This window comes from Pedobacter sp. 22226, from assembly GCF_052045455.1.
GTDB lineage: Bacteria > Bacteroidota > Bacteroidia > Sphingobacteriales > Sphingobacteriaceae > Pedobacter > Pedobacter jeongneungensis.
The window spans coordinates 25,612-50,293 of the sequence record NZ_JBQEPB010000013.1; the positions used below are offsets into that span (position 1 = coordinate 25,612).

18 protein-coding genes are annotated in these 24,682 nt (G+C 37.7%); 9 read left to right on the forward strand and 9 right to left on the reverse strand.

What is annotated here, in order from left to right:
* Positions 1 to 47: 47 nt before the first annotated feature.
* Positions 48 to 1,022, forward strand: a complete 975-nt coding sequence (locus tag ACTJKC_RS24150; RefSeq protein ID WP_440796062.1) for a nucleotide-diphospho-sugar transferase — start codon at positions 48 to 50, stop codon at positions 1,020 to 1,022.
* Positions 1,023 to 1,048: 26 nt separating this feature from the next.
* Here the strand turns inward: ACTJKC_RS24150 and ACTJKC_RS24155 are convergent, their stop codons facing one another.
* Genes ACTJKC_RS24155 through ACTJKC_RS24175 form a run of 5 tightly spaced genes read right to left on the reverse strand, consistent with a single transcriptional unit; the run spans position 1,049 to position 7,030 of the window.
* Positions 1,049 to 2,140, reverse strand: a complete 1,092-nt coding sequence (locus tag ACTJKC_RS24155; RefSeq protein WP_440796064.1) for a glycosyltransferase family 4 protein — start codon at positions 2,138 to 2,140, stop codon at positions 1,049 to 1,051.
* Between the two features lie 5 nt (positions 2,141 to 2,145).
* Positions 2,146 to 2,976, reverse strand: coding sequence for a glycosyltransferase family 2 protein (locus ACTJKC_RS24160; protein WP_440796066.1), 831 nt, complete (start codon positions 2,974 to 2,976; stop codon positions 2,146 to 2,148).
* A 1-nt stretch (position 2,977) separates the two neighbouring features.
* A complete protein-coding gene (locus ACTJKC_RS24165; protein ID WP_440796068.1) occupies positions 2,978 to 5,110 on the reverse strand; it encodes a glycosyltransferase in 2,133 nt (710 codons plus the stop codon).
* A gap of 21 nt (positions 5,111 to 5,131) precedes the next feature.
* A complete protein-coding gene (locus ACTJKC_RS24170) occupies positions 5,132 to 6,031 on the reverse strand; it encodes a glycosyltransferase (protein ID WP_440796070.1) in 900 nt (299 codons plus the stop codon).
* Between the two features lie 6 nt (positions 6,032 to 6,037).
* A complete protein-coding gene (locus tag ACTJKC_RS24175; RefSeq protein WP_440796072.1) occupies positions 6,038 to 7,030 on the reverse strand; it encodes a glycosyltransferase family 2 protein in 993 nt (330 codons plus the stop codon).
* 104 nt (positions 7,031 to 7,134) lie between these two features.
* Between ACTJKC_RS24175 and ACTJKC_RS24180 the strand changes: the two genes are divergently transcribed.
* The gene (locus tag ACTJKC_RS24180) at positions 7,135 to 8,271 is read left to right on the forward strand and encodes a glycosyltransferase (protein ID WP_344852281.1); all 1,137 of its coding nucleotides are present in this window, start codon (positions 7,135 to 7,137) and stop codon (positions 8,269 to 8,271) included.
* Here the strand turns inward: ACTJKC_RS24180 and ACTJKC_RS24185 are convergent.
* The 3 genes from ACTJKC_RS24185 to ACTJKC_RS24195 form a co-directional block, all read right to left on the reverse strand.
* A complete protein-coding gene (locus ACTJKC_RS24185; RefSeq protein WP_440796074.1) occupies positions 8,268 to 10,088 on the reverse strand; it encodes an ABC transporter ATP-binding protein in 1,821 nt (606 codons plus the stop codon). The genes ACTJKC_RS24180 and ACTJKC_RS24185 overlap by 4 nt on opposite strands.
* Before the next feature lie 129 nt (positions 10,089 to 10,217).
* On the reverse strand, positions 10,218 to 11,204 hold the full coding sequence (locus ACTJKC_RS24190; protein ID WP_440796076.1) for a glycosyltransferase family 2 protein: 987 nt from the start codon (positions 11,202 to 11,204) through the stop codon (positions 10,218 to 10,220).
* The gene (locus ACTJKC_RS24195) at positions 11,205 to 12,080 is read right to left on the reverse strand and encodes a glycosyltransferase family 2 protein (protein ID WP_440796078.1); all 876 of its coding nucleotides are present in this window, start codon (positions 12,078 to 12,080) and stop codon (positions 11,205 to 11,207) included. It lies immediately after the preceding gene.
* 58 nt (positions 12,081 to 12,138) lie between these two features.
* Here ACTJKC_RS24195 and meaB point away from each other — a divergent pair, with 58 nt between their 5' ends.
* Positions 12,139 to 13,035, forward strand: a complete 897-nt coding sequence (meaB, locus tag ACTJKC_RS24200) for a methylmalonyl Co-A mutase-associated GTPase MeaB (protein WP_440796080.1) — start codon at positions 12,139 to 12,141, stop codon at positions 13,033 to 13,035.
* 241 nt (positions 13,036 to 13,276) lie between these two features.
* On the opposite strand, the gene ACTJKC_RS24205 is transcribed toward meaB, so the two are convergent.
* Positions 13,277 to 14,566, reverse strand: coding sequence for an aminopeptidase P family protein (locus tag ACTJKC_RS24205; protein WP_440796082.1), 1,290 nt, complete (start codon positions 14,564 to 14,566; stop codon positions 13,277 to 13,279).
* 171 nt (positions 14,567 to 14,737) lie between these two features.
* Between ACTJKC_RS24205 and ACTJKC_RS24210 the strand changes: the two genes are divergently transcribed.
* The 6 genes from ACTJKC_RS24210 (at position 14,738) to ACTJKC_RS24235 (ending at position 24,648) form a co-directional block, all read left to right on the forward strand.
* Entirely contained in the window at positions 14,738 to 16,084 is a 1,347-nt protein-coding gene (locus ACTJKC_RS24210; protein WP_344852275.1) for an OmpA family protein, read from the forward strand.
* A gap of 97 nt (positions 16,085 to 16,181) precedes the next feature.
* Complete coding sequence (locus ACTJKC_RS24215) at positions 16,182 to 16,319, forward strand: DUF6728 family protein (protein WP_344852274.1); 138 nt, start codon at positions 16,182 to 16,184, stop codon at positions 16,317 to 16,319.
* Between the two features lie 11 nt (positions 16,320 to 16,330).
* A complete protein-coding gene (locus tag ACTJKC_RS24220; protein ID WP_440796084.1) occupies positions 16,331 to 16,711 on the forward strand; it encodes a RidA family protein in 381 nt (126 codons plus the stop codon).
* A 199-nt stretch (positions 16,712 to 16,910) separates the two neighbouring features.
* A complete protein-coding gene (recG, locus tag ACTJKC_RS24225; RefSeq protein WP_440796086.1) occupies positions 16,911 to 19,016 on the forward strand; it encodes an ATP-dependent DNA helicase RecG in 2,106 nt (701 codons plus the stop codon).
* A 451-nt stretch (positions 19,017 to 19,467) separates the two neighbouring features.
* Complete coding sequence (locus tag ACTJKC_RS24230) at positions 19,468 to 22,740, forward strand: SusC/RagA family TonB-linked outer membrane protein (protein ID WP_440796088.1); 3,273 nt, start codon at positions 19,468 to 19,470, stop codon at positions 22,738 to 22,740.
* Between the two features lie 33 nt (positions 22,741 to 22,773).
* A complete protein-coding gene (locus ACTJKC_RS24235) occupies positions 22,774 to 24,648 on the forward strand; it encodes a RagB/SusD family nutrient uptake outer membrane protein (RefSeq protein WP_440796090.1) in 1,875 nt (624 codons plus the stop codon).
* Positions 24,649 to 24,682: the final 34 nt, after the last annotated feature.

Genomic DNA, 24,682 nt, shown 5'->3' on the forward strand with positions numbered 1-24,682 from the left:
GCCTGATATGGATTATTCATCACAATTTTTGCCTGCTTAAACCCAATATGTCTACAAATTATACCGCTTATCAAACTCAATCAGCAATATTATTTATTTTTTTTAATAGAACTGATACTACGCTGAAAGTTTTAGAACGAATTAAGCAGGCCAAACCTTCGCGATTATATCTTACCTGCGATGGTCCACGGGAAAACCGGGCAACAGAGGCAGAAGATTGTAGTAAAGCTAAAGAATCAGTAATGGGTTTTATTGATTGGGAATGCGAAGTACATACCTTATTCAGAGAAAAGAATCTGGGGCCAAAAGAAGCCATATCCTCTGCAATCGATTGGTTTTTTCAACATGAGGAAGAAGGAATTATATTAGAGCATGATTGTTTGCCCTCTATGAGCTTTTTTTATTATTGTGATAATTTGCTGGAGAAATACCGGAATGATACAAGAATCTGGCTGATATCTGGCTTTAATTTCGATACGAAAAAAAAATGGGGTAAAGGCTCGTATTATTTTTCTAATTTAACTAATGGCTGGGGCTGGGCTACCTGGAAAAGATCCTGGAATAACTATGATAAGAATTTAAGCCAGTACAACGCAGATGAAGTTAGAGAACCACTGCAAAAAATATTTGAAGATCCTTTGATTGTTGATAGGTGGGTAGAAATATTTAATGAAACCAAGGAAGGTAAAATTGATACATGGGATTATCAGGTAACTTTTTCACATTTATTTAGTCATTCACTAACCATTGTCCCTAATTACAATCTGGTAAGTAACATTGGATTCGATCAGTTTGCAGAAAATACCACTAATGCCAATAGTCCTTTTGCCAATGTTCCTTTAGAGGAACTGGGAGAGCTGGTTCATCCAAAATATATGGTGCCGGAAAAAGAGGCAGATTATAATCTTTTATTCGAAGAATTTAATATTCGGGGTAAGTTAGCGGAAATGGCCTACTTAAAAAAACACAATTCTTATAGAAGAAGGTTTAAAAGATGGTTCAAGTCTTTTTTTAAGGGTTGAACGATTTTTGCTTAGACTGCAGGCATTTAAATAATTTTTTTATACAGCTCAATCGTTTTCGAAACACATTTATCAATAGGGTATTCCAGCGATTTTTTTTGCCCTGCATTACCCATTTCTCTTCTAAGAGAAGGAGATGAGATAATAGTTTCTAACTTTTCTGTCAACGATTGTAAAGACTGGCCATCGAAATACTGTGCAGCGTTTCCTGCAATCTCTTCAAAACAACTGCAATTACTCAGCAAAACGGGACAATTATTCTTAAAAGCTTCTAATATTGGCAATCCGAAACCTTCGTATAGTGAAGGATAAACAAAGCATAAGGCATTTTTATAAAGCGTATTCAGCTGATCATCACTAACAGATAATTGTATGGTCTTCTCTAAAATATTATTGCGTATTAAAAACTCAGAATCGCCATAGCTTAAAGCCCCGCCACCGGCAAATACCAGGCGTAACCCGGGATATTTTTGTGTTAATTTTTTAAAAGCCTCTACTGTTAAATGGAAATTTTTATAACTCCACCTGGCACCAACAAATAAAATGTACTGCTCAGGTAAGCCTTCAACAGGAGCGTACACTGGTTCAGCCAGATCTATTCCATGATGTATAACTTCTATTCTATCTACATTAACATTGCTGTATTTTAATATATCGGTTTTTGTTGTTTCGGATATGGCTATAATTTTATCTGCCTTCTCCATTAATATTCTTTTATAAAAAGGCAAAGGATCAGATGAAGGGAAAAATTGAGGCAGCGCCTCATAGGTCATATCATGAACGGTTATAACCAGCGGCTTTTTCAGGTACTTTAGAAAATAAGGGTTAAAATAGGTAGGGTGAAAAACAGAGAAATCATTTTTTTTAAGCAGGTATTTGCTGTAAGAGTTATTGCGTTTAAGCAGTTTCTCTTGTGTTTTAAAAAGCGGATTAAATAACGAGCTGCTTAATGGCTGCTGTTCATCTCTGATATAATAGTTATTGGATCTTAAAAGGCCCAGTTTATACTCTACCTCCTCTGTTTTCTTTATTCCATTCATCAGATACTTAAAATACCTGGAAATGCCTCCATAGGTTTGCTCAGTAAATATTTGATGATCGTATAGAACCTTAACCATAATTTTTAGGCTGATTTTTTAAACTTTGGTAAAAAAAGTAAAATGAGATTAATAAATGCTTTTAAAAATTTGTACGCTAACGGATGCTGTTTAATGTACAAAAACTGTTCTGCTTTTTTATCCCTTAAATGTTTAAAGTAATTATAATCAGCTATAAACTCATGAAAGTGATTATTTAAAGATGCTTCGCGCTCCGCATTCATTAACACATGGTTATCGGTATTGGAAGAAATGCCTGTTGCATCATAATTGGTGATGATGATATCGAGGTGTTTGTACGAGGCTTCACGCTTGCATATGGCATAGGTGAAAAATTCCCAGTCAGATACAATTTTGAAATTTTCATTGTAAGGAAAGATCGTTTTAAACAAAGTTCTCTTGATAAAACTGGCCTGGTGTGATATGTTCTGTTCAAAAAAGAAGGCAAAATTTAACTGATCCGGAAACACTCGTTTACTCTGCTGATGTATTTCGTCATAAATAATGTCGCCATAGTAAATATCCAGTTGTTCTTTCATGGCCGTTAGCGACTGCGAAATTACCATATCGCTGTAAAGCCAGTCACCACTGTTGAGGAATAAGATGTAATCTCCGGTAGCAATGTTTATTCCCTTATTCATTGCATGATAAATCCCTTTGTCGGGTTCGCTTATCCAGTAGGTAATCTTATCCGTATTCTGGGTTAATAATTTAGCGCTGCCATCATTACTGCCACCATCAATAACAATAAATTCGATATTGGTGGCACTTTGCGAAAAAACACTGCTCATCGTTTTTTCAAGCCCGGTGCAATTATTATAATTAACGGTAATAATTGAGATCTTTTGTTCGCTCATGCTACTTTTTGTTGCTTAAATTTCTCAATAATTCTTCCAGTTGCTGTTTTATCACCTCGGGAGTGTATGCTTTTAACACGTTAATTGAATTGTTTCTGATGTTATTCCAAAGATCGGGAGAATTATATAACTGAATGATTTTTTCTGCAAAATCTTTGGTATCATTCGCTACCATTACATCGTGGCCATTTGTTAACCCAATACCTTCTACGCCAATATCAGTAGAAACAATTGGAAGTCCATATTCTAAACTCTGGCCAATTTTCCCTTTCATGCCTGCACCAAACCGTAATGGTGATACAAATACGCGGTTACTATGGAAATATGCTGAAACATCATGTATATAACCAGGAACAATTACCCTATCCGAGCGTAGCGCAAGTATTTCATCGGTAGGGTTGCTCCCTAAAAGCGTTAAGGTTATCCGCGGATCGGCGGCCCATACCAAAGGCATAATTTCTTTAACTAACCATTGCACAGCATCTATGTTGGGTTTGTGCAGATAACCACCAATAAAAAGTAAGCCACTTCTTAAACTGAAAGAACCTGCAGCTTCGGTTAAGGTTTTTATTTCGTGGATATTAGGTATTATCTCAACATTTTTTATGCCTTCGTTTTCTAAAATTTCTTTTTCATCCTTTGTAATGGCCAGGGTAATACTGGCAAGTTTTGCAATATTGAGTTCTACCTGTTTAATATCATTGGCCTCTTGAATAACAGATTGGTCTCCAGAAAGATCACCTTCCCGCTGCAACCTTAAAAAATGAAGATCAATTGTGTCATAAATCCAGAATAAATCTTTTTTCTGCTCAAACAGAAACTTAAACTGCTCATTATTGTGCGGTTTGCATAGCCACACAGCATCAATGTCCTGAAGCTTACCTTCTAGAATTTTGATCATTCCACGCATATTAGGAAAACGGTACAGCACTTCAAACCCTTCTAAAATCATCTGATCAAAATACCGTGGCTTTTTCTCGCCGTTGGCAGGTAAAAATATCACATGAAATCCCAAGGCTTTTACCAGCTGCATAATTTTGAATATCCTGTTCGAACCAGAATCCTGATCAGGTGTAGGGATAACATCATCTATAAATAATATAGTTTTTTGTGCAGGCTTTTCAATTAAGGCCTGGGCCTTTAATTGTTGAATATTATAACACACCACCTCTGCCAAGGGCTGATAAATAACCTTTTTGTTTTTGCCGGCAAGGGATTGACCAATCTGATCTCCGATATTAACTGACGAAAGAAGATCAATATCAGACAGATTTAAGTTACTCAAATGATCTCTGTGGAAAATAAAATTAGCTGAGGCATAATGTGTAATTTCTCTTTGAGAATTAAATTCAGGATGATTACTGTCCTCATAAAAAATAGTGTCGCCTTCTGTTCTAATGAGTAAGCCATTCCTATAAAGGTGTTTTGCCCCTGCACAACCTACCTCTTTATTTTTCAGCACTTCGGCAAGGAGTTCAACACAGTTTTTCTTTATTATAGCCTCACTTGACTGGATATAGATTAAATTTCCTTTCGCATTTTCTAAAATTGATGCAAAAGAAGCCGTTTCTAACAGAATAATTCCTTTAACATTATTATTCAGGAAAGAATTGACATGGTGATCTTGATTTTTGAATAGAATAACCTCAAAAGTATGTTTTTCAGAAATGTGATCGCTTAAAGATTTTAAACAGTTATAAAGATAATCTAAGCGATAGTTGCCAGTTACGATAACGCTAATAAATGGCTCCTCTGAACGTTGAAATACTATTTTTTCTGCAAGAATGGTCTTCCTGTCTAAAAGATCTGGAGTAGCCTCATCAACAAAATACCGGTAACCAAATAATGCTGAAATTAAATCTCTTGTTTTAATATAAATTATGGGATTGGTATCGGAAGAGAAAAACGGAGAGAATTTACGGGATATAATATTGTAAAAACCTTTAAAAGCAGATTTTTTAACAAAAATAACAGACGCAAATACCAGTAATAAACGCAGCAGGTAGTCTCCCCAAAAAGATGGCGATAAGGAATATAGTTTTGTTCTTCTTTTTGATATTCCGGTATAATATCTCTTCGTAATCTTAATTGAGACTTTATAATTGTATTTATCTATCCAACGGTAAATTTTCATGTGTTTAATAAGTGCTGTAGCCTAAAATTTTTTAGAAAATTTAATAGCAAAATTTAGTCTGCTTAATCCTGTTCTGTTTTTCAGATCAGGAAAATAATCTTGATAATGTTTATAGATAAGCCTGATTAAATATAGACTGTATCCTTTTTTATGGTGGGCGGCATATATTTTACCAATCAGTTTTTTATCTGCTTCTTTTAAGTTTTTATACTTGCCTAAAAGGAAAAGATTCAGATCAATTTCTTTAAAACGTTCTGCTTTGATGTTGGTTTTTACATTACCTTTAAACTTGTGCATCACTGAAGAACTATGGATTCTGTGCAGTGTTAAACATTCATTTACACAAGTAATTTTGTGATGATATAGGGCCACAAACCCGATCCACCAGTCATAATATCCTGTTTCAGGAATTGGAGATATGTAGGGTAACAGTGCCTTTGAAAAAAGAGTGGTATGCCCGGTAACCGAATTATAGAATAGTGCGCTTCTGTAATCACGGTTCCCCAACTTAAAATCGGGATTTAATGTTTGTCGCCCAATGAGATTTTCTGTTTGATCTATCCATTCTGAATTCGAAAAAATCAGCCAGTTATCTCCTATATTCTGATGTAATAGCGCTAATTTGTGCTCCAGCCATATGTCATCCTGATCGCTTATGGCTATAAAATCGCCCGAACAAAAAGATATGGCTTTTTGAAAGTTGGCATTAAAACCGATGTTCGTTTCGTTAAAATACAGTTTAATCTGTTCATATTTAGCAGCATATTGTTTCAATATATCTTTTGTGCCATCAGAAGAACCATCATCAACAATAACCAGTTCAATGTGTTTATAGGTTTGGTTAAGAATACTATCAAGTTGTTGTTGTAAAAAGTTAGCGCCATTATAGGTACAAAGCGCTATAGAAATGAGTGGCTCCATGATCGATTACTTTAGCAGGAGTTTGATAACCTGTTTCAAATTTAAATTGCTAAAGGTAAATAAATCTGATCCTATAAACTTACCAAGGGAAGATTTATTGTTGGATTTAAGCAGGTAGTTATACCAATCTTTTTGCAGTTGTTTGCTAAGAAGCCTTTGGTTGAATACCTGCTTTTTTCGATTGGCTCTTAATACGTTTACCAGGTGGTGCTCTATTTCATGTTCAGAAAAAGCAGCATCTTCAGGGCGCAGGATTGAATGATGAACCAATAAACTTTGTTGATCTACTTTATCAAATAAGAAAGATAATAAATAGGCTATGGTTTTGAGCTCGCTTTGCACCATTTCTCCCTTTTTCTTTGATGTTATACTTTCTCCGTGAATGCGGTATTGTAACAAACGCTCGTGCAGGTTTGCAACAGGATAACTCATTGTGATTTGAGAAAATAAAAAATAATCTTCAGCATATTTAAAATTTTCACTGTAGGCAAATTTCTTTATTGTTTCAGCATCCGCCATAATTGTTGGATGTATAAAAGCATTGCGGAACAAGTTAAATACTTTGATTTTAGCACTATGCTGCGGCCGGTTTAAGTTATTTATTTCTTTTCCGGTTGCATCAATAGCAATCGCCATACTGCCACACAATTTATAGGTTGGGTTTGCAGTTAGAAAAGCAGCTTGTTTGGTTAACCGATCGGGCATGGCAATATCATCAGCATCCATTCTGGCGATATATTTGCCCTTACTCAACACCAATCCTTCGTTCAACGTATTTACTATACCCTTATTCACTTCATTATTAACATATTTTATCCGGCTATCTAAAAAAGAGCTGATTATGGCGTGCGACTGATCTGTACTTCCATCGTTAATAATCAAAAATTCGAAGTTTTTATAGGATTGATTGAGTATGCTTTCTATAGCTTCCTTTACAAAAAGTTCGCTGTTAAAAACAGGCATTAACACCGTAATAAGATTATTTTGCTCGTCAATCATGTACTGGGTTTAGGTGCGGTAAAAATAAGATAATTTAAGCGTTAATAAGCTTATAAAAGATGGCATAGATTTTTGCATCTTTAAAGCCTGAAAAAAAAGAGAAAATGACGACAGGTTTTTCAAAAAAAGAAGGAGCTACAGCACCAAAAAAAATATTGTTTATTACCCCGTTTTTTGGCAGAACAGGCTCAGAAATGCAGTTACTCTACATCCTTGAAAATTTGAATGCAGAAAAATTCGAAGCCTGCTTATTTACCCGTAATGACGGATCCTTGCTTAAGGACCTTCCAAAATATATCAAATACTTTGTTGGCTATAAAAAAAGCAGAAACTATCTGCTCAGGCTGTTTAGGCTATTGCTATATGCTGTTAACGTAAATCCTGTAGAGTTTCAACTGCGAAAAATTCAGAAAAAAGTTAAAGCAGATTACTGGTATATTAATACAATTGTAAACAGAGATGCATATTCTATTGCGTTGAAACTGGGGGTAAAGATTATTTCACACGTTCATGAAATGCCGTTGTATTACGATATGGTTAAAGAAAAAACCATAGAAAACTTATTAAAATCGGACCTGTGTATTGGATGTTCTAAAGTAGTATGCCAAAATTTAGAAGATATGGGGCATCAAAATGTGAAATTGCTGAACAGCTTTGTAGACGACCGGTTTATTTCTTTAAGCGAGACTAAAATAAGCGAGCAATTTAATTTTGCCCCTACCGACTTTATCTGGATAATGGCAGGCAGTGTTAATGCCATCAAGGGTGTTGATTTTGTAATTCCTTTATTGAAAGAACTTAAACCCAATCATAAAATTATGTGGATTGGTGGCATTGAAGATTCGGGTACAACAGCTTATGCACAAATAGCCGGTAAGGCTGCATTTAAAGACAGGCTGTTTTTTGTAGGTCGAAAATCTACCGACTATTACGACTATTTTAATTTAGGTAAGGGTTTCTTATTATTATCCCGCCAGGATTCTTTTCCTTTAGTGATGCAGGAAGCTGCACATTTGGGGAAACCAATAGCCGGTTTTAACTCGGGTGGCATTGAGGAATACGTGAATGATAAAATCGGCATAGTGGTAAACCAGCTTTCGTTTACTGAACTGGCGAAGGCAATGGAAAAAATAGAAGAAAACTACGGGACATACGATAAGGATTACATTAAACAATATGCAAAGAGTTTTAATGCAACAGATCAAACCTTAAAGCTACAATCGATTTTAGAAGAAATCTAATCGTTAAAAGCCTGCATATCTATTAAACGTTTGTATAAGCCACTTTTAGCCATCAGTTCGCTATGGCTTCCGGTTTCTACAACGCTACCTTTATCAATCACCACAATTTTATCGGCATGTTGTATAGTACTTAAACGGTGCGCAATTACGATTGAGGTGCGGTTTTTCATTAAATTATTTAAGGCATCCTGTACTAATTTTTCAGATTCAGTATCCAGTGCAGAAGTAGCTTCGTCTAAAAGCATGATTGGTGGATTAGCCAATACAGCCCTTGCAATACAAACACGCTGTTTTTGCCCGCCTGAAAGTTTGTTTCCTCTGTCGCCAACAAAAGATTGATAGCCATTTTCTGTGTTCTCAATAAAATCGTGTGCATTTGCGATTTTTGCTGCCGCAATTACTTCCTCCATTGTGGCATCGGGTTTTGCAAAGGCAATGTTATTAAAAATGGTATCGTTAAATAAAAAAGACTCCTGGTTAACTGTTCCCATTTGTGTTCTTATACTTTCAACAGTTAAATCTTTATAGTCATAGCCGTCAATTTTGATTGTTCCCGATTTTGGATCATGGAACCGTGGTAGCAAATCCATCAACGTACTTTTACCACCACCTGATGGGCCAACCAATGCTACAGTTTTTCCTTTTTCAATCTCGAAATTTATCGAATTCAAGATTTGTTTATCACCATAACTGAATGAAACATTCTGAAGGCTGATTGCACTATTAAAACCATCAAGAACTCTAGCGCCAGGTTTATTCACTAATGATGGCTTAGTATCAATCAGATCCAAAACGCGTTCACCGGCAGATATGCCAGAGTGTATTCCGCTAAAAGAATCAGTTAAAGCTTTAATTGGCTGCATTACCTGAGAGAACGTAGCCAGATAAACAACAAAATCTGCTGCTTCGAGATCTCCTTTTCCGCTTAAAATCAAAGTGCCACCATATAATAAGATAAACACCACTACCAAAACACCGAGCGTTTGCGAAACAGGAGAAGCAAGTTGTTGTCTTCTAGCCATTTTTCTGTTCAAAAAAGAATAAAACTTATTTTCTTCATCAAACTTTTGCTTCATTCTTTCTGTAGAATTAAATGCTTTGATAATTTTTATTCCGCTAAGCGATTCGTCCAGAAATCCGATCATTTTAGCAAACGATTCGTGAGATTGAGTGGCCTGCTGTTTTAACCTTTTTACAATCTTGCTGATAATAAATCCGGAAACAGGAATAACCAGCAATGAAAATAATGTTAACTTTAATGATATCGAGATTAAAACCCCTACAAAAAACATAAGCTGTAACGGCTCTTTAAAAACTACCTGCAGTGTGTTGGTTACGGTAAACTGAACCACCTGTACATCTGATGCCACTTTTGAAATAATATCACCTTTACGCTCATTGTTAAAGTAGCCAACATGTAAATTCATTACATTGTTAAAAACGGTTTTTCTTAAATTTAATAAAGTATGTACCCGCAGATCTTCCATGTAGCGCTGAGAGAAGTACCTGAATAAGTTTGATAAGAATACTGTTACGATGATTACAATACAAATAATCTGTAATGCATGTATTTTATCATGTGCGATTATTGCATCCATGTAATCATTAAATTTTCCTAAGAAATTTAACGAACCTTCAGCTTTGTCTGCTTTAATATTAGTAACTGTTTTACCAAGAAATAGCGCCTGCATAAGGGGGCCAAGCAGTGTGAATAAAAATGTATTAAAAATAATAGCAAATAATGTTGCAATAACATATGGTATTGCAAATTTTTCGATAGGCTTGGCAAAAGATAATAAACGAAAGTATGTCTTCATTTTTATGTGAAATGGTATAGGTAAATATGGAAGATGTATTGAAACATTTCCAAAAAATCTAATTAAAACTTGACAAAGGTAAGGTTTTCAACTCAACCCAACTGATTTTAAGAAAAGGGTACGTTAAAATTACAATCGTTTAATGTTTTTGTTGCTAACCGATTGATTTATAATAGTCATTACATCAGAAATATTTAGGTCCGAATTGTATTTCTGCTTCAATCCCCCGAACTTCGCTTTACTTGCATGAATGCGATCGCGATGTGCCAGATAATCTCTATAGCTTTCCAGTACCCAGGTTTTGCCTGTAAGCAGTTTTGGAATAAGTTCTGTAAAAACCTGTTGTAGTGGATAAAATAATTTTCTTAGTCCCTGCAGATGAATTCCCTGTAAAATATAGCGGTTGCGGTAATAAATCTTTTTAATAAAATTAGATTTGATTTGGGTTTTGGTACTCCCGCTTACATGGTGAAAACAAAATGCCCGGTGCTCATAGTAACATTTCCAGCCCAGTTGCCATGCACGTAGGCTCAAATCAAAATCTTCTGATGAAAAAGGAGAATAAATTTCATCAAAACCACCTAGTTCTTTTAATTTTTGAGCATCAACCAGGGCATTAGCACCAGAAAGGTAAGCAGTGTACACACTCTCATCTTCAGGATTTTCACTATAATAAAATTTATTAGCCTTAATGCGGCAGCCACCATAGTATAAAAGACGTGCAGCATCTTCAATCCGGCTTTCATCAAAACTCATTATGCGGGCCATAACGCCAAAAGTATCGGGCTGATCAAAGTATTTCCACTGATGATCGAAATAGTCGGGGGTAAGTTTTACATCAGAGTTCAAAAGCAAAATCAGCTCATATTTCGCCTCTCTTATGCCATGGTTGCAGGTGTAAGAAAAGCCCCTGTTCTGATCATTGATCAACAGTTTTACATTTCGGTAATTTTCCCTGATAAAAGAAATGCTGTCATCCTTAGATCCGTCATCAATTACGATTATCTCGAATTCAGTGTTTGCATTTTCTGCTGCAATAAAAACCGATGGAAGATATTTTTCGAGCAGGTGCCTGCCATTATAATTGGGTATTATGATTGAAACACGCTTCTGCATTTATTTTACAATTTTATAGTTCCGGTATTCAAATAAACGCAATCCGGTTAAATCTTCAATTTTTTGCAAAACCCTTCTGCGGAAATTCATTTTTGGGGTTTCTTTTGTTAAGTCTTTATCGAATTTCCAGTTTGCTGCAGCAATTCTTTCCTGCATTACTTTAGGGTGACTGCCTTTAAAATGAACTAAACGATCGGCATTGTGCATATCATATGTATCCTGCACCGGATAATTTTCTTCAATCCATTCTTCTGTTTGATAAAACTGGTTGAAGTTACGTACTTTGCCTTGGAGTCCTTTTGGCGGCTTTACCCATCCATAATGATAAATATAGGCATCAATTAATTTAACCTTAAGCTTTCTGCCGTTAATCCTGAAACCTTGTGCATCCCGGTAGGAACGTACCCCAGGCAGGTTTTTGATAATTCTAACTTCTCTTCTGTACCAACGCCTCGATTCGGCCAGGTAATCATAAGAAGCGTAGAAGTGTTTATATTTTAAAAGCAAGGCTTCAACATTACTGTTATTCAGTTCCTGCTCCATTTCTTTTTTAATCAGCGGAAGATAATCCTCGTGGATCGCTTCATCGCCCTGAATGTAGATCATCCAGTCGGTATCAGCACTTATTTCGGCCAAAGCTTTATTGGTTTCGTCGGCAAAAACACGACCACCTTCACGAATATTATCATCCCAAACGGTATCAATGGTCCTGATTTTAGGATCGATACTTTTTACCATTTCAGAAGTTTCATCCGACGAATTTCCTAATGCAACAATAAAATCATCGCATAAAGGCAATACCGAAAGTATGGCTTCTTTCGCAGGGTAATCGTTTACAATTGCATTTCTTAAAAAGGTAAAACCGGTAACTTTCATTATTGGGGCGCTTTGTAGCTGATAATTTTTGTTTCTTTGTACAAAGATAGTTTTATTGATGAATACGCATCTATCCATTTTAAGCGAAGTAAAAGCCGGTAATTATAAAGTTTTGGCAAGAGCATTAACGCTTGTGGAAAATAGTATAAAACCGGCTGAGTCAATTTTAAAGGAATTAGATAGTAACATCAATATCCCGGTTCTGGGTATTACAGGCCCTCCTGGTGCTGGTAAAAGTACCCTGGTAAACGCCATAACTCAGCATTTTGTTGCCAAAGGGAAGCGTATTGCCATTTTAGCGATTGATCCCACCTCACCATTTAATTTTGGTTCTTTGCTTGGCGACCGTATCCGGATGGCCAATCAGTTTAACAATCCCAATGTATATATCCGGTCTTTAGCTACCCGGGGCGCATTGGGTGGCATTTCTGCTAAAACTATAGAAATGGTTGATGTTTTAAAAGCATCTAATTTTGATCTGATCATCGTAGAGACTGTTGGTGTTGGCCAATCGGAGGTTGAAATTGCCGGCTTAGCCGATAAGTCGATTGTTGTGCTGGTTCCTGAATCGGGTGATGAGGTGCAAAACATCAAATCGGGACTGATGGAAATTGCAGATTGTTTTGTAATTAATAAAGCAGATAGGGAAGGAGCCGATACTTTTGCCAATAATTTAAAAAAAATCGTTCATCAGGGAATAAAGACCATCCCGATTTTAAAAACCATTGCCGATAAAAACTCAGGCATAGATGAGTTGTGTGCTTGGATTGCTAAACCCCAAAAAACCGATAATGATCGTAAAGCATTCCTTTTCGCCGAAAAAGCATGGAAACTTATTCAGCACAAAAGAATGCAGGATATAGATAAAAAAAAGCTGCGAGAAAAAATTCAGGCAGCCTTAGAAAAAGATGGATTTAATGTTTATCGTTTTGCCGATAGCTTTGGTGAGGGTTAACTGGTTAATTGTTAACTCTTCGACTACGCTCAGTGGTTAACTGATAACCTGCTAATTGTTGAGATTGTTTTATTGCTAATTGTTAGCGCTGGTTTACTGGTTAATTGTTTAAGTGAGTTGTCATAAATCTTAAATTGTTGAGGGGGTATCTATAATCAACATCAAACGCTCAGCGCCACACTCTTAACTTCTTAATGATCAATAACAGGTTAACTGAAAAACTAACAACTGCTAACTGAAATTAACTATTCATAATTTCCTCAATTTCTTCTGCTTCCAAAGGAATATCGGCCATTAAATCTACATTGCCATTTGCAGTAATGAGAATATTGTTTTCTAAACGGATGCCCAAACCTTCTTCCGGGATGTAAATACCCGGCTCAACAGTTAAAATGTTGCCAGCTGCAAATGGCGTGTATCTCCCGGCAAAATCGTGCACATCGATACCCAAATGGTGAGAAGTGCCATGCATAAAATATTTTTTATAGGCCGGGTAAGCAGGATTTTGTTTCTTAACGTCTTCTAAAGAGATCAAACCAAGCTTAACCAACTGTTCGGTCATAATTTCCCCAACCTGTTCGTGGTACGTATTCCACAATACACCTTCCCTAATTAATTTAACAGACTGTTTCATTACCTGCAAAACAGCATTATAAACGTCTTTTTGCCTTTGGGTAAAGTGGCCGTTTACCGGGATTGAGCGACTCATGTCAGCATTATAATTGGCATATTCTGCCCCAAAATCAAATAGAATAACATCCCCGCTTTTACACTCCTGGTTGTTATCGTTATAGTGGAGGATATTCGCGTTATGACCAGAAGCAATAATTGGCGTATAGGCGTGCCCTGTACCACCCTGACGGATAAATTCGTGAATGATCTCTGCCTCTATCTCATATTCCTTTACGCCGGGTTTGGTAAATTTTAATACCCTTATAAAGGCATCGCGGGTTATGGCGCAGGCTTTTTTTGTTAATTCTACCTCAACATCCGATTTAACGGCACGTAAACTACGCATAATAGGTGCCAAACGCTCATATTGATGTAGTGGATACTTAGCTCTCATTTTCTCAATGAAACGGATATCGCGATAAGGAACTTCGTGCGCATACCGGTCGTTTTCATTTGTGTTGAGGTAAATATGTGCTGCATAGTTAACAATACTATGTAAAATGTTGTCAAAATCTTCTAACCAATAGATGCTTTCAATACCCGAAGCAGCCTTTGCCTGCTCCTTTGTATATTTATAGCCTTCCCACACCTTGATATAATCGTTGGTCTGTCTTAAAAACAGGACTTCTCTGTACAAAGGATTAGGACAATCTGGATATAGAAGCAATATTGTTTGTTCCTGGTCAATTCCTGATAAATAAAATAAATCAGGATTTTGCTTGAAAACGAAGCTTTGATCACCACTTCTGGGAAATTCATCACTTGAATTGAAGATGGCTAATGAGTTGTCTTTTAGCTGTTTAGTGAAATTTTTTCTATTCAGAGTAAATAATGACTGATCTATAGTAGGATATTTCATGAAAATGGTATTTTTAATTGGAAATGGCCAAATGTAATAAAATGATTATTTACTGTGAAGTTTGGAACGGAGTTTGTATAAAAGTTTGAAAATTTAAAATTTTGTTTAATTTTGCGATTACTAAAAAATTAATCAATTAAATTGTTTAACCCTTAAAAAAGAAAAAAGATTATGAATTATTCTACTTTAAAGAAAAGTGTTGCGCTTTCTTTAGTGGCATTAACAGGAGTTGCTTCTCTTGCTGTCGCTCAGGATGCTCCTGCAACCTCTTCTGCTGTCAAGGTATTTGGCGGTAGAGGACAGTACAGAACTTGGTCTATCGGTGTACACGGTGGTGTTTTAATGCCAGTTGTTGCTATCGGCGGTTCTAACGACTTTAACAAATGGGATGCTAACTTAGGTTACGGTTTAAACATCCGTAAACAATTAGGTCACTCTTTCGGTTTAGAATTAAACGGAACTCGTGGTAAACTTTCTGGTACTAACGAAGGTATCACTAACCCAGCTACAAGAGAATTCGAAACTCAATTACAATATGCTGTAGATTTACGTGGTGTTGTTAACGTAGGTTCTATCGATTTCTTACGTCGTGAGAACTCAGTAGGTTTCTTCTTAACTGCCGGTGCTGGTTACATGGCTTATGCTCCAAAAGTTACTTTAGGTAATGGTTCAGTTATCGACTGGAAAGGTAGTGCTGTAGGTCCTGCCGATGACAGACACGATGCTAAAGATTACGTAAAAGGTTTCTACATTCCAGTAGGTGCTGGTGTTAAATTCAAAGTTTCTGAGCGTGTTAACTTTAACTTAGGTTACACTATGAACTTTGTTGACGCTGATAACTTAGATGGAGTTTATGCAAAAGGTACTACTAAAGATAAATTCTCTTACGGTTATGCTGGTTTAGAATTCTCTTTAGGTTCTTCTGCTAAACCAAGTTTAGAGTGGACTAACCCATTAGCTACTATGTACGATGAGTTAAAAGATCCAACTTTACGTCAAGAAGTTGAAGCATTGAAAAACCGTGTTTCTGCTGTTGAGAAATCTGTTGAAGATTTGAAAAAAGATACTGATGGTGACGGTGTCGCTGATCAATTCGATAAATGTCCAGGTACTCCTGCTGGTACTGCTGTTGATGGTTCTGGTTGTCCTCTTCCAAAACCAGCTCCTGCTGATACTGCAGCTAGCACTGCAACTGGTTTCGAAAAAATCGGTTTCGATTTCAACTCTTCAGTTTTAAAAACTGAGTCTTACCCTACTTTAGATAAATTATCTTCAGTGTTACGTGAAAACGGTGGTAAAGTAACTGTAAACGGTTACGCTTCAAGCGAAGGTACTGCTGCATATAACTTGAAATTATCTAAAGACAGAGCTAACTCTGTTAAAACTTACTTAGTAAACTCTGGCGTTAACGCTAGTCAGGTTGCTACTAAAGGTAATGGCGAAGCTAACCCAATTGCTTCTAACGATACTGAAGAAGGTCGTATCCAAAACCGTCGTGTTGAAACTGCTAGAAACTAGTATTTCAATATAAGATTTAAGAAAGTCCCGATGCAAATCGGGACTTTTTTTATGCCTTTTAATTTTTGGTGTTAAGCTTTTTAGCTAAGTTTGTATTATGTACTTCTTTAGAAAAAAGGATCCTAACAGGCCAAATAATATCAACATCAGGATTATGCATTTCATTAATGCGCTGGCCATCACTATTTTTCTGGCAGGTATCATCTACAAGCTTGTTCAATGGCTTGCCAAATAACCATAAACCGTATGAAACAAATTATCAATACTACTAATGCTCCAGCGCCAATCGGGCCATATAGCCAGGCTGTACAGGCCGGAAACTTCTTATTCGTATCTGGTCAGGTAGCCATCAATCCCGAAAATGGTGAATTAAATATCAGCAATATCGAAGAGGAAACACATCAGGTAATGCGTAACCTTAAGGCCGTTTTATTAGAAGCTGGCTTAACCTTCGATAACGTGGTTAAATCTACTATCTTCTTAAGTGATATGGGAACTTTTGCACAGGTAAATGAGATTTACGGTCAATATTTTACAGCCGATTTTCCTGCACGCGAAACTGTTCAGGTTTCAGTATTGCCAAAAAATGTGAATGTAGAAATTTCTGTAATTGCCATCGTCGGATAATTTCGAAATAACTGAGCAACCATTTTATAGCGGGCACTGTTCCTTACGTATTCTGAGGATCAATGCCTGTTTTTTATATAATCAAAATTCAGGGGGAAAGGAATTCGGTAATACTGTCCTATTTGTTATTAATGCTGCCGATCGCTATTTTTAATCCACAGTTGACAAATTTGTTATTTACAGGAAACAGTAAAATATTTTGTATAATTCGGTATTAGATACACCCGTTGAGTTTTTAAAAGGCGTTGGGCCAAGTCGTGCCGATGTGCTAAAAAAAGATCTCGGCCTGTTCACTTATCAGGATTTGCTTGCGCATTATCCTTTTAGGTATATCGATCGTACAAAATATTTTAAGATCAATCAGCTCAATCCTGATTCGCAATATATCCAGATTATTGGTCGGGTGATCAGTAAAAAGGTTATTGGCGATAAAAGAGCAAAACGGATTGTTGCAGTTTTTAAGGATGAAACGGGCATCATGGAACTGGTTTGGTTCCAGAGCCTCAAATGGGTTGATGATAACATCACCGTTGGTACGGCGTATGTTGCTTTTGGAAAACCGGCCATTTTTAACGGGACATTCAGTATTTCGCACCCTGAAATGGAGTTGTACCAGCGCAAACAGGTAGGCAGAGGAAACCTAACACTCCAGCCGGTTTATAACTCTACCGAAAAACTCAAAAAGTTTAATCTTGATTCTAAGGGATTACAGCGTTTAATAGCGGGTTTGCTGGATCAGGTTATTCCACAGGTTCCTGAAAATTTACCCCAATATATTATAGATAAGTATCAGCTGCCAGATAAAAGAATGGCGTTGTTGAATATTCATTTTCCGAAAAATCAAAAAGATTTAAATGATGCAGAAAGACGCCTGAAATTTGAGGAGTTATTTTTTATTCAGCTACAGCTACTACACAATAAGCACTTACGTCAGTTAAAATTTAAAGGGGCAACCTTTGAGTGGGTTGGCGAAAAGGTGAACCGTTTTTATAAAGAATTTTTACCTTTCGAATTAACCAATGCCCAAAAGCGGGTAGTGAAAGAAATCAGAATTGATACCCAGCGTGGCGTGCAGATGAACCGGCTTGTGCAGGGTGATGTAGGGAGCGGTAAAACTGCCGTAGCACTCATGAGTATGCTTTTGGCTAATGACAACGGCTACCAGGCCTGTATGATGGCTCCCACTGAGATTTTGGCCCGTCAGCATTATGCTTCAATTACCGAGCTGATTACAGACGATCTGGTTAAGGTGGCCATTTTAACCGGAAATACAAAAAAGAAAGACCGCACCATTTTGCATGAGCAGTTGGAAAGTGGTGAAATTGATATTTTAATCGGTACCCACGCCCTAATTGAAGATAAAGTTCAGTTTAAGAATCTGGGGCTGGTGGTAATTGATGAGCAGCACCGCTTTGGGGTAGAGCAACGGGCAAAACTTTGGCGGAAGAACATCATTCCGCCACATATCCTGGTGATGACTGCTACACCCATTCCACGTACCCTGGCGATGACATTATATGGAGATCTGGATGTTTCTATTATCGATGAACTGCCCGCAGGAAGAAAACCGATTGAAACCAGACACCTTTTCGAAGGTCAGCGGCTGAGGATGTTTGGCTTTATGAAACAGGAAATTGCTAAAGGCAGGCAGGTTTATATTGTTTATCCTTTGATTAAGGAAAGTGAGAAATTAGACCTTTTACACCTCGAAGCCGGGATAGAGCAACTGAGCTATCAATTTCCACGGCCTGATTATCAGATGAGCATTGTACACGGCCAGATGCCAAATGCGGATAAACAGTTCGAAATGCAGCAGTTTATTGACGGCAAAAGCCAGATTATGGTGGCTACAACCGTAATTGAAGTAGGAGTAAATGTGCCAAATGCTTCGGTAATGGTGATCGAAAATTCGGAGCGGTTTGGGCTTTCGCAGCTTCACCAGTTGCGGGGCAGGGTTGGTCGCGGAGCCGAGCAATCCTTTTGTATCCTGATGAGCGGTAATAAACTCAGTAAAGAAGGCAAAATCCGCTTAGAAACGATGGTGAGGACCAATAATGGATTTGAAATTTCTGAAATCGATTTGCAGCTTCGGGGTCCTGGTGATATTACAGGTACACAACAAAGCGGGGTTTTAGACCTGAAACTCGCCGATCTGGCGAAAGACCAGGTGATTTTATCGGAGGCCCGCAATACGGTAATCGAACTTTTTTCAGAAGATCCTCAATTAGAAAAGCCAGAAAATGCTACTTTAAAAGTCTACCTCCGAAAATTAGAAAGAGGAATTTCTTTTGATAAAATCAGTTAATCCTATAGCCCGTTCCGGGTTTATTTTCTTTGTATAATAAAATTTACGAACGTATTATTTGTACTACTGTATGTGGTATATGAATTTTTTTTCCAGCGGCTCCGGGCTCAAAAATTATTATTTTATATTTTTTTTTAAGTTCCTAATATTCCTATATTGCGTCTAACCAAATATAAACTGTTGATTTGACATTTATAAAACTGGGTATTAAAACTCAGTATTTTTTTAGTCCTAACATTAGTTTGTTTATCAGATAAGAGGGTTTCACGATGGTTAACAGCGATTTATTGTCTTAATCAGTAAGAAATTAGTAATTTCTTAAGGGTAACAGGATGTAGATAATTATTTCAATAGATCAGATTTTTAATAATGCAATTGATGAGGACTTAAGTTTACTCATGAGTATTAAATAGTATTACAATCAATATCTAACCAAAATAAATTGAAAACTATGAAAAAAAATCTATTGAAGACTTTTGCCAAAAGTAGCGTGTTTTTTGTTTGTGGTAGTTGTCTCGTTTTTTCATCATCTGCAAGTACATCGCCGGGCAAATTACTGCACAAAAAAGAACCCTTTGATTTTTACAAACCTCCCCTCCTGGATATCATCGTGAAGGGAAAGGTTACCGATGCCAAAGGACCGATACCTGGCGTAAGTGTTAAATTAAAGGGGGGTACTGCAACCACTGTAACTGATGGCTCCGGAAATTTTAGCATCAAAGTACCTGAAGATGCAACCTTGGTGTTTACTTATGTAGGTTACGTAGACCAGGAAATTCAGGTTAAGAACCAAACCAATATCAATGTACGATTGGTAGAGAATAACCAAAACCTTTCAGAGGTTGTTGTAGTAGGTTATGGTACACAAAAGAAAGCCGTTGTATCAGGTGCTGTTGCTTCGGTTAAAGGTACAGAACTCGCTAAATCTTCATCCGTAAACTTAACCAACTCTTTAGCTGGTCGTTTGCCAGGTGTAACGGCCTTGCAGGGGAGTGGAGAACCTGGTTATGATGGCTCTACCATCAGGATCCGGGGTACAAATTCACTCGGAAATAACAATGCGCTTATTGTAATCGATGGTATTCCTAACCGTGCAGGCGGGATCGAAAGGTTAAATCCAAATGATATTGAAAGCGTATCGGTTTTAAAGGATGCATCTGCAGCCATCTATGGTTCGCAGGCGGCCAACGGCGTAATTTTAATTACCACTAAACTGGGCAAATCGGGTAAACCTCAGTTTTCTTATGATTTCAGTTATGGTTTGCAACAGCCTACAAGGATTCCTAAAATGGCCAATTCGGTACAATATGCAGAGATTTTAAATGAGCTGAATATTTTTGGCTCAGATCTTAATCCAAACGAATGGTCGGCAGCGTGGAACAGCTTTAAAACAACGGGTTCTTACCTGTCAACAGGCGGAAAAACCATTAATGCGGCTTATAAACCGGATGAAATCAGAAAATTTGGCGATGGCTCAGATCCGTTGCGATACCCGAATACCGATTGGTTTAAAACTACTTTCCAAAACTGGTCGCCTCAGCAAAGGCATAATGTTCAGATTAACGGAGGAAGTGAAAACGTAAAATACCTGGTTTCATTAGGCTATCTCGATCAGGATGGTTATTATAAAAACTCAGCCACAGGGTATAAGCAATATGATATGCGCTTTAACCTGGAAGCAAAGCTGAGCAAATACATCACCACAACTTTAGGGGTATCTGCAAGAGAAGAAGACCGTAATTTTCCGACCGTTGGTGCGGGCGATATTTTTAGGTTTTTAATGCGGGGAAGGCCAAATGAAATTGCAATATGGCCAAATGGCAAACCTGGAAGGGATATTGAATATGGTTATAACCCCGTAGTTTCTACTACAGATTTAACCGGATATAACAAAGATGTCAGGGATTATTTCCAGACTACAGGTAAGGTTGAAGTTAAAATTCCTGGTGTTGAAGGATTAAAAGTAACCGGAACTGCTGCGATTGATAAATATTCGGGCAGGCAAAAAAACTGGCAATTGCCCTGGACACTTTATGATTGGGACAAGAAAACTTTTGAAGCTGATGGCGTAACACCGGTTTTAACAGGTACAGTACGTTCACAATATACCGACCCGAGGCTTAGGGAAACAGCCGGCGGGCAACTGGCCATCAACTTAACAGGAATGATCAATTACGATAAGAAAATCGGCGATCATACCATTGGCTTAATGGCCGGTGTAACCCGAGAAACAGTTGATAATGATGGGTTTACTGCTTTTAGAAGATATTATATCTCAAATTCTGTTCAGGAATTGCTGGCTGGGGATGAGCGCGAACAATCATTAGGAAACAATCCTGGCGACCCGAATAACCTATTTAAAAGGGCCCGTTTAAGTTATTTTGGAAGGGCAGGATATAACTATAAAGAAAAATACCTTGCCGAATTTTTGTGGCGCGTAGATGGTTCTTATATATTCCCAACCGACAGGCGTTTTGGTTTTTTCCCTGGCGTATCTGTTGGATGGCGTTTATCTGAAGAGCCTTTTTTTAAAGAGAATGTTAAGTTTGTAAACAACTTAAAACTGAGGGCTTCTTACGGTCAGATGGGTGCCGAGGCCTATTTCGGTGATGTCCTGCAAGAATATCAATACCTGAGCTTAATGAATTTTGGAAACTATATCTTTAATGATCTGGTAACCAAAACACTCACAGAAGGTAAAGTGCCCAATTTTAATTTCGGTTGGGAAGTGGCCAATAATACCAACGTGGGTTTAGATGCCTCTTTCCTGGATAATAAACTAGCACTGGAATTTGATTATTTCTATAATAAACGTACAAATATTCTGATCAGCAGAGGCAGTTCGGTGCCAGAAAGTTCAGGTATTACCGATCGCCTACCACCTGTTAACTTAGGGAAGGTAAATAATAAAGGTTTCGAGTTTAAATTAAGTTATAACGATAAAATTGGTGAGTTAAATTATGGCGTGAGTGTTAATGGCGGTTATGCCAAAAACAAAATCATATTTTGGGATGAAACCCCGGGTGCTCCGGAGTGGCAGCACTCAACCGGCCGCGTAACCAATTCGTGGTTGGTGTACGATTATGATGGCGTTTTTAAAGATCAGGCCGAAATTAATGCCAATACCTTAAATTATAGCGCGCTAACCAGCACTTTGCGTCCTGGCCACATGAAGTTCAAGGATATTAACGGCGATGGCAAAATCAATGCCGATGATAAAATCCGTCTGGATAAAAACGGCACGCCAACCTTCACCGGTGGTTTCAATTTAAACCTGCAATATAAAGGCTTTGATTTATCGGTACTTGTGCAGGGAGCAACCGGCGGGATGCAGATTGTGGGTTTAACTGAATCGGGTGATATTGGTAATTTCCTGGAGTGGTCGTACCTGAACCGCTGGAGTATTGATAACCCAAGTTCTGTAAATCCGCGTTTATCAAACCGGGGAGCTACCTACTACACTGATAGCAACAATGCATTGAATAATACTTATTGGTTGCGCAGTAATAATTACATCAGACTTAAAAACGTAGAGTTAGGTTATACTTTACCGACAACTTTAGTGGAAAAAGTGGGGCTTAGCAGTGTAAGAGTTTATGCAAACGGACTGAATCTGTTTACGCTGGATAAAATCAAGATATGGGATCCCGAATCAACCAATTCAAGTGGTCAGTATTATCCGCAGGCCAGGGTAATCAACTTTGGTATTAAAGCCGGTTTTTAAATGTAATTAAGTTTAATCGTTACAATCAAGAAAATGAAAGCAATAAATAAAAATATAAAGCGCTATATATTAATTTTTACCATCCTTCTTGCTGCATCCTGTAAGAAAGATTTCTTAAATGTAGAGTCGCCAGGCCAGGTGCCGTCAGAATCAGTATGGCAGGATCCGGCAACTGCACAGGCCTTTGTTAACGATATCTATAATGGATTGGGTAATGGAGGCTTCTCCGAACAAATGCTGGCTTCCGTTTCGGACGAAGCGCTGTTTACACACCCAACCCGTGGTATCGATCTGGTTAACAATGCCACGATCAATCCCTCAACATTAGGTTGGGTTGATGATACCTGGGCCTATAAACAAATGTATAACCGCATCAGGGCCTGTAATATTACCATCGATAAAATAACCAGTGGTGCTAATGGTTTAAGCAGCCAATCGTTAAAAGATCAGTTATTGGGAGAAGCTTATTTTCTGAGGGCTTATTTTTATCAACAGTTATTGCGCTATTATGGTGCGGTACCTCTCATCACAAAAATTTATGTGTTAGATGATAATTATAATGCAAAACGTAATACCTACGAGGAATGTGTAAATTTCATCGTTAAAGATTGCGATGAAGCCAATAGGTTGCTAACAGGCAAAACGCTCGATAAAGGGCGTACCACTGCGCTTGCTGCTTTGGCTTTAAAATCGAGGGTATTGATTTATGCTGCAAGCGATTTGCATAACAGAGCAAAGCTTACTGATAAAATTAAAAATATTGATGTTAAGGTATTAGATTTTTTAAGTTATGCCAGCGGCAGCCAGCCAGATCGTTACCGGTTGGCTAAAACAGCTGCCAAAGCTGTGATGGATCTGGGTACAGGTTATAAATTAGATCTTGCGGCTCCGGCTTCAGTTGCCAATGGTCAGTTAAATTATAAAAGTATTGCCATGGGGGGAGCAAGTAAAGCCCCGGGCATAGATGCAACGGCCGCTTCAGAATTAATTTTTGCACGCTATTTTATTATCCAGAGCAACATTAAACATGCGCAGCAAAATGGCCCGAATGGTTACCATAACTGGGCGGGTAACACGCCTATCGGTTTATTGGTTGATGATTATGAAATGCAGGATGGCTCTAAATTTAGCTGGGCGAATGCTGCGCAAAAGGCAAATCCTTATCAAAGCAGAGATCCGCGTTTTTATGCCACCATTTTATATGATGGTGCAGGTTGGAAACCACGCGATAAAGCTTCGGGCAATGTTGATCCTGCCAACCAGATCCAGACCGGTATTTACGATTTGATAGACAACGGAGGCAGAATTGATTTTAAAGGCTTAGATACCCGTGGAAGTTCTATCGAAAACTGGAACGGCAGCTGGACAGGCTATTATTACCATAAATTTATCGATCCGGATCCAGCCATTGTAGATGCCTCTATGTCGCAAAATGTACCATGGCCATTCTTTAGATACACAGAAGCGGTATTTAATTATATCGAAGCCAGCATTGAGTTAGGAGAATTGAGTGATGCAGTAAGCTGGTTAAATAAAATCCGTTTCAGGGCAGGTATGCCGGCGGTAACCGCTACAGATCAGGCTGGCCTGAGAGAAGTTTACCGCCATGAGCGCCGTATAGAAATGGCTTACGAAGAACAACGGTATCATGATACCCGCAGGTGGTTAATCGCGGGCGAAACACTGGGTAGAAAAGTTACTTATATCAAGGTTACCGGTAAATTTAAGCCAGGCAAAACCATGTCGGCACCTTACCATTACGATCCAACGGTGTACGATTATACTTATAGTCCGGTTGAAGAAAACGCCCAGGAAAACAGAAGTTGGGATAATAAACTTTATTTCAGGCCATTTAGCCGTGATGAAGTAAATAAAAATAATTCACTCGACCAAAATCCGGGTTACTAAACTAACCCTGCCAGATAACCCGGTGGATAATATT

Bases quoted from the DNA above. Each gene is read 5' to 3' on its own strand.
- ACTJKC_RS24150 (WP_440796062.1), top strand. From the start codon at position 48: ATGTCTACAAATTATACCGCTTATCAAACTCAATCAGCAATATTATTT.
- ACTJKC_RS24155 (WP_440796064.1), bottom strand. From the start codon at position 2,140: ATGGTTAAGGTTCTATACGATCATCAAATATTTACTGAGCAAACCTAT.
- ACTJKC_RS24160 (WP_440796066.1), bottom strand. From the start codon at position 2,976: ATGAGCGAACAAAAGATCTCAATTATTACCGTTAATTATAATAATTGC.
- ACTJKC_RS24165 (WP_440796068.1), bottom strand. From the start codon at position 5,110: ATGAAAATTTACCGTTGGATAGATAAATACAATTATAAAGTCTCAATT.
- ACTJKC_RS24170 (WP_440796070.1), bottom strand. From the start codon at position 6,031: ATGGAGCCACTCATTTCTATAGCGCTTTGTACCTATAATGGCGCTAAC.
- ACTJKC_RS24175 (WP_440796072.1), bottom strand. From the start codon at position 7,030: ATGATTGACGAGCAAAATAATCTTATTACGGTGTTAATGCCTGTTTTT.
- ACTJKC_RS24180 (WP_344852281.1), top strand. From the start codon at position 7,135: ATGACGACAGGTTTTTCAAAAAAAGAAGGAGCTACAGCACCAAAAAAA.
- ACTJKC_RS24185 (WP_440796074.1), bottom strand. From the start codon at position 10,088: ATGAAGACATACTTTCGTTTATTATCTTTTGCCAAGCCTATCGAAAAA.
- ACTJKC_RS24190 (WP_440796076.1), bottom strand. From the start codon at position 11,204: ATGCAGAAGCGTGTTTCAATCATAATACCCAATTATAATGGCAGGCAC.
- ACTJKC_RS24195 (WP_440796078.1), bottom strand. From the start codon at position 12,080: ATGAAAGTTACCGGTTTTACCTTTTTAAGAAATGCAATTGTAAACGAT.
- meaB (WP_440796080.1), top strand. From the start codon at position 12,139: ATGAATACGCATCTATCCATTTTAAGCGAAGTAAAAGCCGGTAATTAT.
- ACTJKC_RS24205 (WP_440796082.1), bottom strand. From the start codon at position 14,566: ATGAAATATCCTACTATAGATCAGTCATTATTTACTCTGAATAGAAAA.
- ACTJKC_RS24210 (WP_344852275.1), top strand. From the start codon at position 14,738: ATGAATTATTCTACTTTAAAGAAAAGTGTTGCGCTTTCTTTAGTGGCA.
- ACTJKC_RS24215 (WP_344852274.1), top strand. From the start codon at position 16,182: ATGTACTTCTTTAGAAAAAAGGATCCTAACAGGCCAAATAATATCAAC.
- ACTJKC_RS24220 (WP_440796084.1), top strand. From the start codon at position 16,331: ATGAAACAAATTATCAATACTACTAATGCTCCAGCGCCAATCGGGCCA.
- ACTJKC_RS24230 (WP_440796088.1), top strand. From the start codon at position 19,468: ATGAAAAAAAATCTATTGAAGACTTTTGCCAAAAGTAGCGTGTTTTTT.
- ACTJKC_RS24235 (WP_440796090.1), top strand. From the start codon at position 22,774: ATGAAAGCAATAAATAAAAATATAAAGCGCTATATATTAATTTTTACC.